This window comes from Marinobacter azerbaijanicus (genome assembly GCF_030250645.1).
Classification (GTDB): Bacteria; Pseudomonadota; Gammaproteobacteria; order Pseudomonadales; family Oleiphilaceae; genus Marinobacter; species Marinobacter azerbaijanicus.
On sequence record NZ_JASSVS010000014.1, the window covers coordinates 1 to 18,742 of the forward strand.

Here is an 18,742-nt window from a genome sequence, read left to right on the forward strand (position 1 = left end):
AAATGCCCCGGACAATGTCCGAGGCATTTTGCTCGCTCGCCTGGAGAGAGTGTAAATTGAGTTTTTACACAGCCTCCTCAGGGCCGCCCGGAAACATTTTGCTCAATGCCTCAGTCATCAAAGTCATACAGACGGGACGGGTTGGACACCAGAATTCGTTCCCGGATGTCCGGGTCCTTCACCCAGACCCGCAGGTCTTCCAGCAAGTCGGTGTCATCCGGCATCAGCCCGGAGAAATGGGGGTGAGGCCAATCGGAGCCCCAGATACACCGGTCTGGATTAGCGGCTACCAATGCCCCGGCAATAGCTGTTACATCCGGGTAGGGATACTTCTCCTGCATGGTCACCCGATAGCTACCTGAAAGCTTCACCCAAGCCTTGTTATCTCTCAGAAGCTTGAGCAACTTCCGAAACCCCGGTTCCTCCACACCCAGAGCTGCTGGCATATGCCCCATGTGGTCGAACACCACCGGGACCGGCAAATCGGCGACTCGGTCCATGATGTCATCACAGTCAGCGACATTGATCAGAAACTGAAGGTGCCAGCCCATGCCGGCAATTCGATCCGCCAGCTTCAGCACTTCCTTCCACTGTAGGCCGCCCCGAAACAACAGGTTCATTCGCACACCTCGGAACCCGGCTTCATGAAGTTCTTCAAGTTCAGCAATGGTTATTTCAGGATCGACCACGCAAACACCGCGGTAGTCATGCCCTTGTTCCCGGAGTTGACGGAGCGCATGCAGGTGCAAGCTGTTATCGGTGCCATAGACGCTGGGTTGAACCAGAACGCCACGATCGATACCAAGCATTCGGTGTAGCTTGAGGTAGTCCTCAAGGGAAGCTTCTGGTGGTGTGTAAGTACGATCAAGGGCGAAAGGGTAGTCCGCGCGGTGGGCAAAGACATGGGCATGGGTGTCACAGCTTCTGGCCGGGACAGCCATCTCGGGCGCCCGAACCGGTGTACGAGCTGCGTTACAGAAGGGAATCTCGGAACTCATATCGGTTACTCAAAATGAGAGCGGCGGCCAGAGGCCGCCACGCAGGAGCTATCAGAATGTGGAAGTGATCCAGTCGGCGATTTTACCGGCGAAGGCCTGGAACTTGGGATTGTCGTCCAGCATCCACTCTGTGTGGCCACCGCCTTCCAGCAGGAACAGCTGTTTCGGGCCGGGGTAACGTGCATAAAGTGAACGGGCCTCCGTGACGGGATGCAGATCATTCTCGGCACCATGCGCAATCAGCAACGGAATCTGCGCAAACCTCTCATCAAGATGTGCCTCCGGACAGAAACTGATCAAAGAATCCGCGAAATCGAAGGTGGACGTCACACCATAGCCGGGTGCTTTTACCAGTTCGGTATAGACGTATTCGCGGCTAACAGGATCCAGCGGGTAAATTTCGAATGGATCGATACCATTGGGCTCTCCGCCTTTCGCCAGACGGAGGCGCTCAGCAGTCATGAAGGCGCGGAACTGCTTCCATCCGTGCTCGCCTCGCTGAGCCTTCTGAACACGTACAGCATCAAAGAAGCCATTCATGGCAATCAGGCCATCAACCTGGTCTTCGCAGATGCGAAATGCATCCAGTACCAGGCCGCCAGCCATACCCCAGCCCGCCAGTACCACTTTGCGCTCCTCTTTTTTCGCGCGCTCGGCAACTATGGCAACCGCATTGGCGATATCGCGCACCTGCTCTTCGATAAGAACGCGCTCACGTTCACCCTCTGACTCACCAAATCCACGATAATCGAAGCCGAAAACTGTAAAACCCTTGCGAGAAAGGAAACGGGCGTAACGTTCTGGGTGGATATTTTTCTGTCCGGTAAAACCGGAACATACGATGACGATGGGCAGAGCGGGATCGTCGTGTTCTTCGCTTTTGAAGAATGCGCCGTCGAGGGTCAGTTTGTCACTCTGGAATTTCACTTTTTGTTCGATCATGTCGGGTTCCTGCCAATGGGCGTTGTTGTTAACTATTACACCTCCCATCATCAGAAAATCCCGATCGACAAAAATTTAATAAAACGCCATTATGCATAAAGAAAGCGACATTCCGCTCAGGCTGCTCTATGACAGAACCGAAAACTCAGAAAATCGGCTTCCTGGCCGTGCCCCAGTTTTCCATGCTCTCGTTCGTCGCTGCTCTGGAGCCATTACGCGCGGCAAACCGGTTGAGTGAAAATTCACTGTATGAATGGCACATCTTTTCTCAAGACAACCAGCCAGTGGCGGCCAGCAACGGACTGCCTGTAAGTCCAGACCGTCAGTTCGACGAAACAGACGACATCGACATGATGATCGTAGTGGCGGGAATAGGCACCACAGAGATCCGGGACAAGAAGCTCTTCGAGTGGTTGCGCCAGCTCTCGCGCAGGGGCGTCGCTCTCGGTGCCACGTCCACGGGCTCCCTCTTGCTGGCCCGGGCCCGCTTGTTGTCAAATCACCGCTGTACGATCCACTGGGAGAACAAGGAAAGTTTTGAGGAAGAGTTCCCCGGACTGAACATCACCGGAGAGCTATACGAAATCGATAGCAATATCATGACCTGCTCCGGAGGCCTTGCGAGTCTCGACATGATGTGCCAGAAAATTGCTCTTGAGCATGGCGGAGATCTGGCCATGGGGTGCGCCGAACAGTTCATTCACCCCCATATTCGCCCGGCAAACGAGCAACAGCGAATGGAGCTCCAGTTCCGGCATAACACCAGCCATCCGCGGCTAATCAAAGTTATTCAGCTCATGCAGAATCAGACCGAGGAGATACTGACCTGTACCGAGATCGGCGAAAAGGTGGGGCTGTCGACCCGTCAGATGGAAAGGCTGTTCCGGACTTACCTGAGCACTACACCCAACGCCTTCTATATGCAGCTTCGATTGGAGCGGGCCAAGCACTTGTTGCTGCAGTCCACTATGAGCATTACCCAGATCGCAACCGCCTGTGGCTTCAACTCTACCTCCTATTTTACCCGCTGCTATACCAGAGGTTTCGGGTTAACACCCCGACAACAGAGGCAGAAGCTCTAAGTAAGCTGTGTCGAAGTTGTCGCCTTTCTTCAAACCAGTGTCGTTTTTTTTGCTGTTCACAACAGCATAAACACCAATGATGGGAGCATAATAAAACCGAGAGCCTTCCATGTCCGACCTATCTTTACCGGCCAAGTTGCTTGGCCTTGACTCAACAGCATTACCACCCGAAGTCTATGAGCTGGCTAAGACCTGTCTGCTGGATCTGATTGGCGTCGCAGCAGGCGCCACGAACACTACTCTGGCCGGGATAGGTAGGCAATTTGTTTTGGATCAGTATCCCGGCAACCAACCGCTCCTGTTTTCCGAAGGTTCTGCGTCCAGTACCGGCGCGGCCTTGTATGGCGGCTGGCTCATCGACGCTCTGGATGCGCATGACGGCCATGTTCTGACCAAGGGCCATGCCGGTGTCGCCATACTGCCGGCAATGCTCTCTCTCCCCGAAATTCACAAGTTATCAGGGCGTCGGTTCCTGGGAGAACTGGCCATCGGTTATGAGATTGCGATCCGGGCCGGCATCAGTCTTCATGACTCCGCCTGCGATTACCATACCTCCGGGGCCTGGAACTGTCTTGGCGCCACAGCCGTAGCCGCTCGCCTGATGAACCTCTCTGCAAAGCAGGTGGCCGAGGCTCTGGGCATCGCAGAATTCTACGGCCCCCGCAGCCAGATGATGCGCTGCATCGAATACCCAACCATGCTCAAGGATGGCTCTGGCTGGGGTGCTATGACCGGAATTGCCTCTGCACTATTAGGCAGATCGGGCTTTACCGGAGCTCCAGCTGTGCTCATGGCGCAGTCCGACACATGGCGCGATCTGGGAACCCATTGGCATTTCCTGGACACCTATTTCAAACGCTATCCAGTTTGTTACTGGGCCCAGCCTGCCATAGAGGCATCGCTTTCACTGCGGCCCGGTATTACCGATGCTGACGAGATCCAGGAGGTTCGCGTCACCAGTTTTCACCAGGCGATTCGGCTACACACGAGCCATCCCACAAGTACTGAGGAAGCCCAATACAGTTTGCCCTGGGCTGTTGCCTGCGCCCTTTACCGTGGCTCAGTTGACCAGCACTCAGTAACCCGTGATCTTGAGAACAGCAAGGTCACGCGACTGGCGACGAAAATACGCCTTCTCGAATCAGCTGAATTCTCCCGCCAATTCCCTGCCAAGCGCTACGCTACTGTAACCGTCCAGCTAAACGACGGACGGGAACTGATTAGCGATCGGTTTGAAGCACGGGGAACACCAGGCAGTCCCATTAGCCGAGCCGAGCTTGTCAGCAAATTCCGCGAACTGGCCCAACCCACGCTTGGTCCCCGTGCAGATCTTCTGGAGGGCATCGTAAACGCCCTGCCCGATCGACCGGTCACCGATCTTTTGGCGCAACTGAGCTACCCCATTCAAGACATCCCACCGAAGGAAAGTATCAGCACCCATGCTCCCGAGACTTGAGCACATAGACCAGACCCAGTCCCGTTACCTCGCCTTTCTGAACGCCCTCAAGCATTCCGGGTTCCATGGTGAGATGACGCCCGACTTTGCCACACGGACAGTGCTTGCGACTGACAACTCCATCTATCAGGTCCTGCCGCAGGCCGTCGTGTTCCCGATGGACAAGGCTGATGTGCAGCGGCTCGGTTGTCTTGCATCAAAAGTCGAATGGAGGGATATCGTCCTCAGCCCGCGAGGAGGCGGCACGGGCACTAACGGTCAATCGCTGACTGACGGCATTGTTGTGGATCTGTCCCGGCACATGAACCGGATTCTGGAGATCAACTCCGCCGAAGGCTGGGCACGTGTGGAAGCGGGCGTGGTCAAGGACCAGCTCAACGCAGCTGTGAGTTCCCACGGCCTGTTTTTTGCCCCGGAGCTTTCCACCAGCAATCGGGCAACCATTGGCGGGATGATCAATACCGACGCCAGTGGACAGGGGTCGGTCATGTACGGCAAGACCCGCGATCATGTCGTGGAGCTGGAAACCGTGTTGATGGACGGAAACCTTTTGCATACACGGGCGCTTGACGCAGGCCAGGAGGAGGAGGCCTCAGGGGAACCCACGCTGGCGGGCGGAATCTACCGGACGCTCTCTGACATCTGGGATCGTCGAAGAACGGATATCGAAAGGCACTTTCCAAAGCTGAACCGTTGCCTTACGGGATACGACCTGGCGCACCTGCGCGATGATGCCGGGCGGATCAATGCCAACAACGTTCTTTGTGGTTCGGAGGGTACCCTCGGTTTCATCGTCGAGGCCAAAGTTAACCTGCTACCCATTCCGAGGTACCAGGCTATGGTGGTGGTTCAGTACGACAGTTTCGACGCCTCCCTGAGGGATGCGCAGACGCTGATGACTGCACGACCAGCCTCGATCGAGACCATCGACAGTAAGGTTCTCGCACTGGCACAGACAGACATTGCCTGGCAGGAAGTGGCATCTTATTTCCGGGCGGGAGAAGGATCTCAGGTACGTGGTGTAAACCTTGTTGAATATACCGGTGACGACGAAAACCAGGTCCGTCAGGCCATAGATGTGCTTACCGACATGCTGGATAGCCCGGAACGTAGCCGTGCCTGTGAGTATTCGGTGGTCCTGGGAGAAAATGCCGTCAGTCAGATCTGGAAAATGCGTAAGCGTGCGGTCGGTCTCCTTGGCAAGACATCCGGGGAAGCCCGACCAGTAGCCTTCGTGGAAGACACCGCTGTTCCTCCCGAAGATCTCGCTGACTTTATCAGTGAGTTTCGCGATGTCCTTGACCGTGAAGGGCTCAGCTACGGGATGTTCGGGCATGTCGATGCCGGCGTACTCCATGTCCGCCCGGCCCTGGACCTTAAGGACCCAGAGACCATTGTCACTGTCCGACGTGTCACCGAAGAAGTGGTTGCTCTGGTCCGCAAATACCACGGGTTGCTCTGGGGAGAGCATGGTAAAGGTTTCCGCTCCGAGTTCGCGCCAGGATTTTTCGGAGATCTGTATCCGGAATTGCAGGCCATCAAACGAGCTTTCGATCCTTACAACCAGCTTAATCCCGGTAAGATCGCAACTCCCGATGCCAGCATCCCGCTGATACGACTGGACGAGCCGGGACAAAGGGGCAAACTGGACCGTATGATACCAACGGCCAGTCGTCGCAATCAGTCGGACGCCATGAATTGCAACGGTAACGGCGCCTGCTACAACTTCGATCCAGATGATGCCATGTGTCCGTCATGGAAAGCCACTCGTGACCGCCGGCACTCACCCAAAGGTAGAGCGTCCCTGATCCGGGAGTGGCTCAGGTTGCTCGGGGAGCAGGCCGTTGACACCGAGGCGCTGGCAGCGAGCTCAGATACACGCCCTACGCTGCCAGTACTCCTCAGCCGGATACGATACACAAGGGCTCGAAACCGTGGTCAGTATGATTTTTCCAACGAAGTCCGGGAAGCCATGGATGGGTGTCTTTCCTGCAAATCCTGCTCCGGTCAATGCCCGGTCCAGGTAGACATTCCCGAGGCGCGTGCAAGATTCCTTCACCTATACCATGGACGATATCTTCGGCCGGTCAAAGATCATCTGATCGGACGCCTCGAACAACTGATTCCGTTAATCGCTAACCCCCTTTGCCGGCCAATCTATAACAATCTGATGAACTGGCTTCCTGTTCAGGCAGTTATTCGGAAGCTTGGCATGGTCGATGTTCCCCTGCTGGCAAAGCGAACGCCTCTCGAAGCAGCCGCCGGACTCGGCATACGTATGGCTTGTGAAGAAGAGTTGAGTGAGCTGGATGAGAATGAAAGAAAGCGGTCGCTGATCATCGTTCAGGATGCGTTTACCAGTTATTTTGAAACAGATACTTTCGCAGCAATCCTGGAGTCCCTGCAGCACTTGGGCTTTCGGGTTTGGCTGCTACCGTTCCATCCTAATGGTAAGCCGCTACATGTACATGGGTTCCTCAAACAGTTCCGAAAAACGGCAAAGTTGCATAGTGAGGCACTGAGGGCTCACGCCCAGTTCGGTATCCCACTGGTAGGAATTGACCCTTCCATGACTCTTGCCTTTCGCTCGGAATATCGTAAGTACGTTGGGCCTGACGTGCCGGCTGTGATGCTTTTACAAGAATTTCTCGCCCAGCGTACGGAACTGTTTGCTCGCAAACGAGCGCCTCAATCCCACCAACGCGTCATCCTGCTTGGCCACTGTTCTGAAAAAACCAATGTCAGTGACAGCATGGTGCAGTGGCAACGGGTCTTCTCGGCCGTAGGGATTTCCCTGAGCGTGGAAAGCGTTGGTTGCTGCGGAATGGCCGGTACTTATGGCCATGAATCGCGAAACATGGCTACTTCCCAAAAAATCTATGAGCTTTCGTGGCACAAAAAAATCAACGACCCGGAAGCCAATAATGTGTTTTTGGCGACCGGATATTCTTGCAGATCCCAAGTACAGCGCATGCAAAATGTTCGCGTTCCACACCCTTTGGAATACCTCAGGGAACAGTTAATAATTGAGGTCGATAATAAGCATGACCACTAGCGATCGACCATCATCAAAAACTCAAGAGACGCCCCTACGATAAAGCCACTGGAGGTTTTATACCTTATGAACATTATCCCTGTGATTACTCTATTTGAAGGCCTGGCGGCATTTTTCACTTTGGCCGTTGTGCTCAGATATGCCGCCACAGTCAATTACTAGCACATTCACCGTGTTTCTGAAAAGCGGATGGCAGCCCTCAAAAACTGGAACGAACGCTGCGCCGCAAGTCAGCGAACATGGATCCAGTGATCTTGCACATTTATAAAGCGGCCCTGCCCAAAACCACCATTCGGTGCAATAACAGATAACACTTCTTTCATCAGGGCATCGTTGCCAGAGACTTGCACGTGATAATCACATGTCCAACTGGGTTGGTCTGGCTCGGCAGCACAGTCGAGGTTCTCGAAATGAATCATTTTAAAGGACAACTCGCATCGACCCTGGGAAGCTCCACATAGGCTCATACATTGCACGGCTACTAAGGGATTGTTGTCAAAATCTCTGGCGCGGCATTTACGGCCCAACTCCTTGTAACCGGCGTTCATTTGGTCAATTGTCGTTGCCAGGGCAACACACACGTCACGATCCGAAGGCTCTTCGGTAGCTTTTCCGACCCCTTTGAAACGTGCACAGTAAGCACTGTTCAATGCTGCTTTCTGTTCTTGGCTCAAAAGCTGCTGCCGACGCTGGTCAATGTTGCTCCACACGCTACCAAGCGCCGATTCGCTTCGATCGCCTGGCAAACCAATATAAGTAGCCACTAGCCGATCCAGGCCCGTAACGTTCTCCTGCTCTTCAACTTTTTGAGCCAGGTTGGATTTTGCACTCTTGAGAAGAAATCGGCGCTGCAAACGAAATTTTTGCTTGGCTTGGGAAATGCCAGCCCCATCTAAGCCCCTATATTTACTTTGGAAAGCCCGGAACCACTCGGTGGATTGTGCCAACCCATCTAGATCCGGCGAAATGCTGGATAGTGCCTCAAGATCTCTGGAAATTTCGGAACCAAGTAGCTGTTCCTGTTTACGAGCGATGAGTTTTTTATGTTGAACCAACTGCTCATGAGGTACCGAATCAGCAAGTAATGTGTTTTCTTCTAGTAGTAGTCGGTCGAGGCGTGATATCGCCGCAAAATCTTTAGCCTCGGCGACAGCCCGATTTACGCGGCCAGTGAGTACATCTGGAGCAAGACGCGCAATGGATGTCTCCAAACGTTGTTCAAAGTCCTTTCGTTCACTGGGCCATAAATCCGCAAGTTGTTTATCAGAAGCCGCGCGTGTTTGTTCCCAGGAAGCATAACCCGCTTCATTTGCGGGCAACACCTTCAACGCAGACGACTGATCATGCAACCACTGCCTTTGCTGAGAAATAATCCGCGTTCTCAGAATCACCTCTGAATGGGAAAAATCACCACGGTCTAGAATAAACGGACGGGTGACGATGTGGCTGTACCCTTCAAAATACCCGCTCAGCTCGCGGTGTTTTAAGCAAGGACCTAAGATATCGTAGTAAATCCCTTTGCGTTCATCCTTACTGAACTCTTTATATGACTGCCCCCAGACGGGCTTGAAGTCGGCATCCGAAAATAGCGGCGCGGCTTTTGGAAAAACCTGGTTGAGAGGTGTGTGGCGCAGATCCAGGTCTGGATATTCTACTTTGAGCTTCGAAGCCCATTTGCCCACCGCTATGCACTGTTGTGTTTCATTCTCGGCGTCTGCCAACGCAGTCGGGGCCGTTTCCCACATACGTTGGGACCGCTCCACTTGCGTCAACAATTTCTCAGTACGCTCAAGGTCCTTCGTAACCTGGAAGTTGCCGCATTGATTGAAGGATATCGTACCAGTGATCTGATTGGCCTCATATTGACCGCTCAGGCCGACTGCAGTGAAGCCGATGGGACGTTTCTGCCATTCACCAGGTTCAAGCACTAGTGTGCCAGCGTTTTCATCCACCTGCCCCGACAGGGTATAAGCGCCGCTGGGTGCATCTCCACTACTCAGATAAAACAGGAATACACCGTGAAGCTGGAAATCTTGCTGATCCAAAACGAGGTCCAGTCGAATCGGTGTATTGCCGCACCGGTAGTATCCCGACCATACACCGGTTAGAGATTCATTGGCGTATATGTTGAAGGTACAAAGGGTAAGCCAGATAACCGCCAAACATTTCATCACAGCCCCCATTCAGCTTTAGGGCATTGCCAATGGCGGTGGCACATACCCATCGGCTAATTGATTTAAAAACCTGAAAACATGCAACGATAAAAGAGATTATAGACAGCCAGTGAGCATCAACAACTTTTAAGTGACCGAAATGAAGACCTGCAAATTTTCGACTCATTAATCTACGTCGTTAAAATTGCCACACCTTCTATCAATGTTTTTTTAAGCTGAAATCCGTCTAGCCATTTGTTGAGCATTCATCCACCAGGGCACATACTTTCTACAAGATAAATTGAGGAATTACTGTTGAGGAGGGCGGTCCCATGCCTTATGACGACAGTGAGCAGCGGAAGCTGAACGACTACCTGACAGGTCAAGCGTTCGGGGTTGGCTACAACACTCATAGCAGCCTGGGCGCCCAGCACTACAAATCCAATTTCTCTCCAACGCCATCAACCGTCGCTAACCGAGATGCCGATAATTCGGCCCTCAAGCTCACTAGAGCTGAACGTAAAGCGCTCAGAAAAAAACAGGCTCAAATGCAGGCGATTACAAACGACCAAAGCTTTTCCGGGCTACTTTTTCTCGGAAGTTTGGTAGGGGTTGCTTATCTAGACTACCGATATCTACCAGAGATACCGTGGTGGGCACATATGCTTATCGTAATCCCTATCCCTTTGCTTCTAGCAGCAGTCCTTAAACGATATCCGAAGTTTGTGCGGAGACTTAGATATATGATCATGACCTGTATTGGACTTGCAATCACTATAGCAGTCGCCTTCCGTTTAGGCTTCCTGCCAATTGGATAGGACTACAGTTAGAAAGCTCCCGATATCATGGGCATTTGCAAATTTCTCCGTATCAGGATTTTCGGGTTGACAGATAAAATGATTCAAGCCCTGCATTTTTGATGGTTTGCGTTCGTTCTATAGCAAATTTTTGTTCATTAAACCTGGCGGCTTTGATTTGGTGGACCGAAATATCTTCAACTTTTACTCGCTCAAAGGGTACTTTGGGTTCACAAGCTTCATCTGACTGGAAAGTTCCTCACGAGTGTCAGGCCGAGTGAGCGATTGTCAATGTGTGAGCCACGCTCCAAATCCTATCAGTTACTCGAAATTGAGTTCATACTGGTTGCTGAAAACGTGAGCATCAGACAAAGGTGGACAGACCGCATGAGTAAAAGCCAGGACAGAAAAAAAGACACTAAAAAGAAACCGCTTTTAACCGCCAAGGAAAAAAAGAAGGAGAAAAACGCAAAGAAAAACGAAACCGATGTTCTGGGGCATTGATATAGGGAGAGGCTGATGTCTCGCCAAGTGACGCAGAGCTAGACCAATCGGGTTTGGCTTTAGCCCATGGAGTGATGGTGTGCGGGGCCTGCGCCTCAATCAGGGACCGAAAAGTCCACCTCCTCCATGGATTCCCCGAGAAAATCCAGCAGTGCTCTGACTGCAGGCAGCAATCCCCGTCGGGATGGGAAAACTGCATGGAGTATCCCTCCGCGAGGCTGCCATCCAGGCAAGACGTTCACCAAACGGCCCTCAACCAGATCCCGTCCTCCTACGATCATCGGCATTCGCACAACGCCGAGGCCTTCCAATGCCGCCTGTCGTAACGTAAATACGTCGTCAGTCACAAGTCTGGGCGAATGGCGCACCTGGGCTGTGGCACCTTCCGGTCCGTCCAGGCACCAGATATGTTTTCCGTCTGCCTGTTCAAAATCCAGGCTTGGCAAATCTGCCAGTTCGTCGGGGTTTTCCGGTTTTCTGTGGCTATCAAAGAAGTTGCTGGACGCCATCAGGCACTGAGGGCTTTTTGACAGCACTTTCATGGTTAACCCGCTGTCCTCAAGTGGCGGAAATCGGACCCGCAGAGCCAGGTCGAGCCCTTCCTTCAAGACATCAACCCGGCGACTGGTGGCATCTATCTCTACTTTCACCTCCGGGTATTTAGCCATGAAGCGCACAAGCAATTGGCCAACATGAAAGTAGATCAAGCCTGGCGGGCAACTCATTCTGACAACGCCCCTGGGTTCCGCCCGCGACCGGTCGATCACTTCCTGAGCCGCCTCGGCTTCCACCAGCATTGCCATGCAATGGCGGTAATACTCCTGCCCCAGTTCTGTGATGGAAAATCGGCGCGTAGAGCGATTGATAAGTCGGGTATCCAGGCGATCTTCCAGCATGGCAATTCGCCGGCTGAGCTTGGATTTCGGCACACCGAGTGCCCGCCCCGCCGGTGCAAAGCCACCATGGCCCTGCTGATGGTGGACCACCAGGCCGGCCTGCTATCCCTGGTTCGGGATTTCTCACCTGACGATTTCAAGAACAACGTCCTGGCACTGGCTGACATCGCCAGGTTCTTCAATATTCCGACGATCCTGACCACAAGTTTTGAAGATGGCCCTAACGGTCCGATGGTCCCGGAGCTCAAGGAAATGTTCCCGGATGCGCCCTATTTCGCTCGCCCGGGCCAGATCAATGCCTGGGACAACGAAGACTTCGTGAAGGCTGTAAAAGCCACAGGCAAGAAACAATTGTTGATTGCCGGTGTTGTGACGGATGTTTGTGTTGCCTTCCCTACCCTGTCTGCACTGGAAGAAGGCTACGAGGTGTTCGTGGTGACCGATGCCTCTGGCACCTTCAACCAGACGACCCGGGACGCATCCTGGAGTCGCATGGAGCAGGCCGGCGCCCAGCTAATGAACTGGTTCAGTGTCGGCTGCGAGTTGCACCGCGACTGGCGCAATGACATTGAAGGCTTTGGCGGCATTCTGGCCAAGCACCTTCCTCACTATGCCAACCTGATGCAAAGCTATGGTGCTCAACAGGGTTGATACTCTGACCTGATCTCATCTACCCACAGGGATTGTGGGTTCAGGCACTGGTTCGGATGCTCAATTAAGCAACTTGTGTGGAAACAGGTTAGCCATTGGGTTTGCTGGCGAGCTCCTTCAGTGCCTCCATGGCCTCGTCGGTTCGATCGCTGGGTACGAACATGTGGTCGTGATAAAAACCTGCGATGACATTGGTGGTAATGCCTCGCTCGGCCAGCAGGCTCGTTACCACCGACGTGAGACCCAGGGCTTCAAGACTGGAGTGCCCTTCGAGCGTGATCCGGCGGAAGACTCTGTAGTAGTCCAGGCCCTCGGCTTGGGCCTGCTCCAGAGGAATCACCAGGGTAAGACCTTCCAGTTCGGCGATGCTGACAATGGGCTTGAGCTTTTCCAGCTCACCATACTTTGCGCGCGGCACTGTGCAGTAGACATAGGTCGTCGGGTCCAGCTTTGGCGAGAGCTGCTTGATCAAATCCTGGAGAAACTGTGTTCGGTTCATCTCTGACTATCCTTTAGCCGAAGGTCTTGTGTATATGGAAACTTAGCACTTTCTAGGGTCGTCCGGCGCAAAATTTCATTTCCTGGTGTAGAAGACGCTATTGCAGACAAGCAACACTTGAAGAGCCCCGAGTAGACTTTTCAATCAATGAACCGGTGAATTTAAGGTAATGGAGTAAACTCCACTTCATCCCCGGCAACTCTCGGAAATCGTCCCTGGCTCCAGTCATCTTTAGCCTCGGCTATACGGTCCTTCCGGGAAGATACGAAATTCCATTCGATAAATCGCCGACCTACCGGTTCACCGCCAATCAAGACGATATGGGTATCTTCCGCTGCAGTGATGGATACCCGTTCGCCGGCAGACATTATCGCCATGCTGTGAGTGGTCAGAATTGTGCCTGCTACGTCGAGCGAGCCCTGAACGATGTATACAGCGCGCTCCGGGGCGTCGGGCAATTCGAGTGACTGTCCGGCCTTAAGCGAAGCTTCGGCATAAAGTGTATCGGCGAACTGACGCACGGGCGACGTCACTCCCCAGGCACTGCCGATCATTACGCGTACCGGAACCCTCTCAACCTCTATCTCGGGAATTTCCTGCTCACTATAGTGCTGGAACGAAGGCTCGGTTTCCTCATCCTGTTCAGGCAGAGCCAGCCAGAGCTGAAGCCCGTGGAGGCCGTGTTCAACGCGGGTTACCTCCGGTCGCTCCCGCTCCGAATGAGCAATACCCCTGCCCGCCACCATCAGGTTGATGTCGCCCGGGCGAATCGGCTGCAAACTACCTATCGAATCACGGTGAAGTATTTCACCCTCGAACAGGTAGGTCACGGTTGCTATGCCTATATGCGGGTGAGGTAATACATTAATCCCTTCGCCTGCGGGAAATGTTGCAGGCCCCATCTCGTCAAAGAATATCCAGGGACCAACCATTTTCCGCTTTGCGGTCGGTAACAATCGACGCACAGAGAACCCGCCAAGATCTGCCACCCTGGGCGTCAGCAATAACTCGATTGCTTTGCAGGGCGCCTTCAAGGTATCGCATTTCTGTTCGGCTGTTGGGAAGACGTTGCTCACAGTTCTCTCCGATTTCTTAACACTCAGTGCGCCAACGAACAGACCGAACCAACCCCGTAGTCCATTATGGACTCAGATGAGGCGAAGGAGCTGCCTGAACAGGACGTTACATCACGCGTCACAAGGATGATGGCGCAACCAGAATCCAAGTGCAAAGGATCTACCCATGAATAATATCGTCTACATTGTTGGTGCCGTAGTTATCGTTTTGGCGGTTCTTTCCCTTTTAGGTTTTCGTTGAGCTGGGGCCGTTGTTAACGGCCCTGCCAGAAGAAACTGGTAACGGTTCGTTACATTTCTCAACATAGTAAATAAGTGAAAGCCGGTACAAGCCTTGGTTATGCCACTAAACCGATTGCCTACCTACCCTTCTGCCCCTAATATTCGCGGCATGGACAGCTTCTAACCAGATTCGGTGAGGCGCAACCGGTAAACAAGGCAACATAAGGCTCTAAATCATGGAACACGTAAACGACATCAGCGCCGTTGAACCGGAGGACATTTCTTTTGATGCCGTTGAGATCGCTGGGCTTATCGTCCCGCTGCTTTTTGCAATCATGGCAATTGTTCTGGTGGCGCTTAGCCCAGAATCTGACGGAACGGCCTCAGAAGACCCGAAAACCGCTTCCGAGCGCATCGAGTTGATCGAACAGATCCAGAAACGGTAAGTGTCGCCGTCAGTGATGGATGTAACCGCTACGGAGCAACGGTTCCAGCTCCGATGCCGGCATTGGCCTTGAAAAGAAAAACCCCTGAGCGAAATCGCAACCGGCAGCCTTGAGCCAGTCCCGTTGTTCCGCGGTTTCTACACCCTCTGCCACCACCTGCAACCCCAGTTTATGAGCCATCATGATGATCGTTTCAGCGATGGCGTGGCTGTTCGACCCCGGCACATTTTCCTGCACAAAGCTCTGGTCAATCTTCAGGTAGTTAACATCAAAGCGTTTCAGATACGCCAGCGAGGAATACCCCGTCCCGAAGTCATCCAGCGCCAGCTGAACGCCGGCCTCCCGGAGCTCCGCAAAATTTCGTGTCAGTTGCTCTGAATCGCTGAGGAAAATGTTCTCCGTGAGTTCAATGACAATACCGGTCCTGGAGTTCAGGAATGTGTCCAGGTGCGCTTCCCAGGGTCTACGGCTAATACTCTGGGTAAATTGCAGGGGCGATGAATTGATCGTGAGTTGAAACGAACTGTCCATAAACGCGGACCAATAAACAGACTGGCTGGCGGCCTCGGAAAATACCCAGTGTTCAATGGCAGACATGAGTCCCGCTTCCTCTGCGAGGCCGAGAAACTCCTCTGGCAGCTTGATTCCCTGTTCAGGATGCTGCCACCGCAAAAGCGCCTCCGCCTTGACAATACGGTTGCTGGACAGGTCGATTATCGGCTGATAATAAAGCCTGAGTTGTTCCTTGGCGGGTGCCTCTCGCAGGTCAGTCATCAGTTGTTGGCGCTCTGTGCGGTCGGTTCTCATAACGTCTGTGAAGTAACACAACCGGTTACGGCCGGAATGCTTGGCCAGGTACATGGCCTGGTCGGCATCATTCAATAGCTGCTGGGCCGTGCCGGCATCTTCAGGAAACAGTGTTATGCCGATACTGCCGGTTATGCTCACTGAGTTATCTCCCAACTGGAAGGGTTGTTCCAGCTCGGCGAGGATATTGCCGGCGATGCCCTCTATGAGCTTCAGATCGCCAGTATCCAGCAGCAGCACCGTAAACTCATCGCCGCCAATGCGGGCAACTGTGTCCGACTGCCTCACACAGGCACTGACCCGTTCGGCGATCATTTTCAGCAGCATGTCTCCAGCTTCATGCCCGAGCCTGTCGTTGATGTCCTTGAAATGATCCAGGTCGATGTAGAGCAAAGCGAAAGGGTCACCAGTGCGGTCGGAATGGGCCGCATGCTGGTCGAGGCGGTCCATGAACAGCCTGCGATTGGGCAGCCCGGTAAGAAGATCGTAGTTGGCGTGGCGCCAGATTCTTGCTTCTGACTCCTTGCGGTGGGTAACGTCATGGGCAATCCCGGAAACGGCTTCCACCTGCCCCTGGTTGTCGATAACCGGGGCATAGAGGCACTCAAAATAACGAATCTTGCCGGAAGGATCCTCAATAATTATCTCACTATTGCGCCGTTCCTTGTGGCGAATCACCTCTTTGAGCTTTATTTCACCATTGTATTGGGAAGGCAGAGGCATTTCGGAAAATGTCCGACCAACAATATCTTCGGCCGGCACCTGACACAGTTCAGCCATGGCCCGGTTGGCGTAAAGGAAGTCGCCATCGAGGTTCAGGATGTAGCATGGGTCCGGCAGCGAGGACAGCATGGTTTCGAACAGTCGCCCCTGTTGCTGTTTTCTCAGAGCGTAGTTTTCAATGGATTGAGCCAGGGCAATGTCGATCTCGTTGTCGAACCGGATCAGCTCCTGAGCACTCTCCTTGTCAATATAACCCTCGTACTGTACCCAAAGCTCAATAACTGTAAGGCGTAAAGCACGGAATTCGGCTGCCACATGCACAATGTCTGCACCCAAATCGTGCCTTTCGGAGCCATGGATGCGGGCGCTGCCCATACTGTCGGGATGTCGGGGACAGAATTCATCAAAGCGATCATGACCGATGGGCTGCCGCTCAAGCTCTACGGCGATACCAAGTAATATCTCTTCAATGTGATCGCGTAATTCTTCTCTGGTCAGGCGCGGAACGGGCAGAATCTGTTTGGCATCGTATTCCCATATCCGCAAGATATCTTCCATGTGGGCGCGAATAAACTCGGGTAGTCTCATCCTTACTCACCTCGCGCGTTCGTTGAAGGACTCCACTCTTTAATGTGGTCTACCGAGTATCTTTTTTCAATCAAACAGTGCTCATTGAAAATGGCTCAGGATAGCGCGGTTTCTACCGCGTCTAGAAAACCTGCCATGTCCACCACCTGCTCCGAAGCGGGATCAACGGTCTTGCCCTTCAGGTCTGCGGTGACAATCCCTCTGTCGACGGTATTGGTCAATGCCGCCTTGAGGTTGACGGCGTATTCAGCCAGAGGCTCATTACCTTCCCGCTCACCGAGGGTTTCCAGGGCGTTGGCCAGTGCGAAAATCAGCGCGGACGGATTAAAGTGGGCGTCCCGGCCCTCGCTCTCCAGGTATTTCAGGTAGAGATCATGGGCGGTGCCATGGGGCGCCTCGAAGAGCATGGTGCCGTCCTTGCTCTCTATGATGGAGCTGGCGGTGGCCAGGCTGCCGCCGAGGGCGGCGGAGATGTCCGAGAAGATGTCGCCGTCCAGATTCTGGGAGGGATAGAGGGCGTTTCTCGGAGGGTCAGTAATCATTTTCTTGAGCTGGCTGGAAGGCCGCATGATCATGAACGATGGCGGTGGTGTGTGATCACGAGCCAGTTCCCGACGCACTTCAGTAATCACGTCGCTGAAAACTTCGTCGTACTCCATGTACTCACGTTTGAGGCCGAAGTAGACCTCTTTATCCTTGCGGGATGCGTCGCGGAACACCTGGGCCACCCAGTCCTTGATGGCTTCACGATCATTGGACATGAGCAGCATGGGGTCACCTTTCCGGACATGGCGTGCGTGCTTTTCGTCGCCATCGACGATCACCTTGAGAATGCCGTCCTCCTGTGCCGGCATGTTGAAGCTGCCGTACTGGTCACCACCGCCGGCGCTCATGCGGGAAATGGATACGTGGGCACCCCGGCTGGGGATGCCAAACTCCCGCAATTGGTTGACAAGTTTCAACAGCTTGCGCCCGGTAGTGTTGTCAGGCACGCCCCATAGTGCCCGCTCTGGCGGGTTGGACACGATGCGCGCGGCCTGGGCGTCAATAAGCTCGTAATAGTAGTTCAGCCCCAGACCACTGATCTGCTTACGGTAATCGTTTTCGTAGATCTCCTCTATCGCCGCGCGCATGACACCGTCGTAACCGGGGATAACAGTGTCTTTCAGTCCCAGGTAGACATCGCGTTTCTCGTCGATGGCGCGCTGGAAAAAGTGGTGAGCCCAGGCCTTGACGTCTTCCAGATCATTGGTCGCCAGCAGCCAGGGATCGCCCTTGCGGATCTCGCGGCGGTGCAACTCAATCGGGTCGCCGCTGCTGCCCACAAACATCAGTTTGACCACGCCAGTGGCCAGTGAGAGCTGGTTAAAGCTGTCTTTTATGCCACCGAATTCCATGGTGTCAACTTCGATGTCACGTCCGATCCAGTCCGGCCGGCTGATCTTGAGATTGCGGAACTGGATGTCCTCGCGGGTAATGTTACCGCTGATACCCTTGCGGATGGCGCCGTTGGGGGATTTGGTGGCCAGCGGATGCAGGTTCTCGGCATCCACTTCCGGATGCTTGCGAAGCAGTTCCTCCAGTTGCTGGCGGTTGACAGTCATACCGGCGTTCTTAACGCCGACGCCGTGGCGTTGCAGGGCTTCAATGGCCTGGGTTACGGCTTCACCATTGGTCAGAAGTCGGTGTTCCGCGGACAGATCGATTTGCTCAAGCTGGATTTTCAGGCGCGCGGTCACGAATTTTTCGAGAATCTTCTCGAAAGCAACCTGGGCCATCTCATCCCCGTGAAGGATGACCAGAGGCGAAGTTACATTGATCCTGCTGTCCATAATGTCTCCCTGCGG

15 protein-coding genes are annotated in these 18,742 nt (G+C 53.7%); 6 read left to right on the forward strand and 9 right to left on the reverse strand.

The genetic code is table 11. From position 1 onward, the window contains the following. Positions 1-110: 110 nt before the first annotated feature. Positions 111-998 (reverse strand): amidohydrolase family protein, encoded by an 888-nt coding sequence (locus tag QPM17_RS20025; RefSeq protein ID WP_285393226.1) that lies wholly within the window; start codon positions 996-998, stop codon positions 111-113. Positions 999-1,049: 51 nt separating this feature from the next. Beyond that, positions 1,050-1,940, reverse strand: a complete 891-nt coding sequence (locus QPM17_RS20030; RefSeq protein WP_285393228.1) for an alpha/beta hydrolase — start codon at positions 1,938-1,940, stop codon at positions 1,050-1,052. Between the two features lie 128 nt (positions 1,941-2,068). Between QPM17_RS20030 and QPM17_RS20035 the strand changes: the two genes are divergently transcribed. The 3 genes from QPM17_RS20035 (at position 2,069) to ydiJ (ending at position 7,533) form a co-directional block, all read left to right on the forward strand. Next, on the forward strand, positions 2,069-3,022 hold the full coding sequence (locus QPM17_RS20035; protein ID WP_285393230.1) for a GlxA family transcriptional regulator: 954 nt from the start codon (positions 2,069-2,071) through the stop codon (positions 3,020-3,022). Positions 3,023-3,131: 109 nt separating this feature from the next. After that, positions 3,132-4,478, forward strand: coding sequence for an MmgE/PrpD family protein (locus tag QPM17_RS20040; RefSeq protein ID WP_285393231.1), 1,347 nt, complete (start codon positions 3,132-3,134; stop codon positions 4,476-4,478). Further along, a complete protein-coding gene (gene ydiJ / locus QPM17_RS20045) occupies positions 4,462-7,533 on the forward strand; it encodes a D-2-hydroxyglutarate dehydrogenase YdiJ (protein WP_285393233.1) in 3,072 nt (1,023 codons plus the stop codon). The genes QPM17_RS20040 and ydiJ overlap by 17 nt, the downstream gene beginning before the upstream one ends. 230 nt (positions 7,534-7,763) lie before the next feature. Here the strand turns inward: ydiJ and QPM17_RS20050 are convergent, their stop codons facing one another. Together QPM17_RS20050 and QPM17_RS20055 are read right to left on the reverse strand one after the other, a co-directional pair. Next, entirely contained in the window at positions 7,764-9,578 is a 1,815-nt protein-coding gene (locus tag QPM17_RS20050; RefSeq protein WP_285393235.1) for a hypothetical protein, read from the reverse strand. 67 nt (positions 9,579-9,645) lie between these two features. Continuing rightward, positions 9,646-9,873 (reverse strand): hypothetical protein, encoded by a 228-nt coding sequence (locus tag QPM17_RS20055; RefSeq protein ID WP_285393237.1) that lies wholly within the window; start codon positions 9,871-9,873, stop codon positions 9,646-9,648. Between the two features lie 145 nt (positions 9,874-10,018). Between QPM17_RS20055 and QPM17_RS20060 the strand changes: the two genes are divergently transcribed. Next, positions 10,019-10,504: a hypothetical protein gene (locus QPM17_RS20060; protein ID WP_285393239.1), complete on the forward strand. Its 486-nt coding sequence runs from the start codon at positions 10,019-10,021 to the stop codon at positions 10,502-10,504. Between the two features lie 578 nt (positions 10,505-11,082). On the opposite strand, the gene QPM17_RS20065 is transcribed toward QPM17_RS20060, so the two are convergent. Next, the gene (locus QPM17_RS20065; protein ID WP_285393241.1) at positions 11,083-11,973 is read right to left on the reverse strand and encodes a LysR substrate-binding domain-containing protein; all 891 of its coding nucleotides are present in this window, start codon (positions 11,971-11,973) and stop codon (positions 11,083-11,085) included. On the opposite strand from QPM17_RS20065, the gene ycaC reads away from it, so the two are divergent. Further along, positions 11,950-12,534 carry an isochorismate family cysteine hydrolase YcaC gene (ycaC, locus tag QPM17_RS20070; protein WP_285393243.1) on the forward strand — a complete coding sequence of 195 codons (585 nt, stop codon included), beginning with the start codon at positions 11,950-11,952 and terminating at the stop codon, positions 12,532-12,534. The two genes, QPM17_RS20065 and ycaC, sit on opposite strands and share 24 nt — an antisense overlap. Positions 12,535-12,622: 88 nt before the next feature. Here the strand turns inward: ycaC and QPM17_RS20075 are convergent, their stop codons facing one another. Both QPM17_RS20075 and QPM17_RS20080 read right to left on the reverse strand, forming a co-directional pair. Beyond that, positions 12,623-13,033, reverse strand: coding sequence for an ACT domain-containing protein (locus QPM17_RS20075; RefSeq protein WP_285393245.1), 411 nt, complete (start codon positions 13,031-13,033; stop codon positions 12,623-12,625). 161 nt (positions 13,034-13,194) lie between these two features. After that, positions 13,195-14,109 carry a pirin family protein gene (locus QPM17_RS20080; RefSeq protein ID WP_285393246.1) on the reverse strand — a complete coding sequence of 305 codons (915 nt, stop codon included), beginning with the start codon at positions 14,107-14,109 and terminating at the stop codon, positions 13,195-13,197. A 458-nt stretch (positions 14,110-14,567) separates the two neighbouring features. Between QPM17_RS20080 and QPM17_RS20085 the strand changes: the two genes are divergently transcribed. Next, positions 14,568-14,777 (forward strand): hypothetical protein, encoded by a 210-nt coding sequence (locus QPM17_RS20085; protein WP_285393248.1) that lies wholly within the window; start codon positions 14,568-14,570, stop codon positions 14,775-14,777. A 9-nt stretch (positions 14,778-14,786) separates the two neighbouring features. On the opposite strand, the gene QPM17_RS20090 is transcribed toward QPM17_RS20085, so the two are convergent. Then, the gene (locus tag QPM17_RS20090) at positions 14,787-16,895 is read right to left on the reverse strand and encodes a putative bifunctional diguanylate cyclase/phosphodiesterase (RefSeq protein ID WP_285393250.1); all 2,109 of its coding nucleotides are present in this window, start codon (positions 16,893-16,895) and stop codon (positions 14,787-14,789) included. 95 nt (positions 16,896-16,990) lie between these two features. Beyond that, complete coding sequence (locus QPM17_RS20095; protein WP_285393251.1) at positions 16,991-18,727, reverse strand: isocitrate/isopropylmalate family dehydrogenase; 1,737 nt, start codon at positions 18,725-18,727, stop codon at positions 16,991-16,993. Between the last annotated feature and the right edge of the window lie 15 nt (positions 18,728-18,742).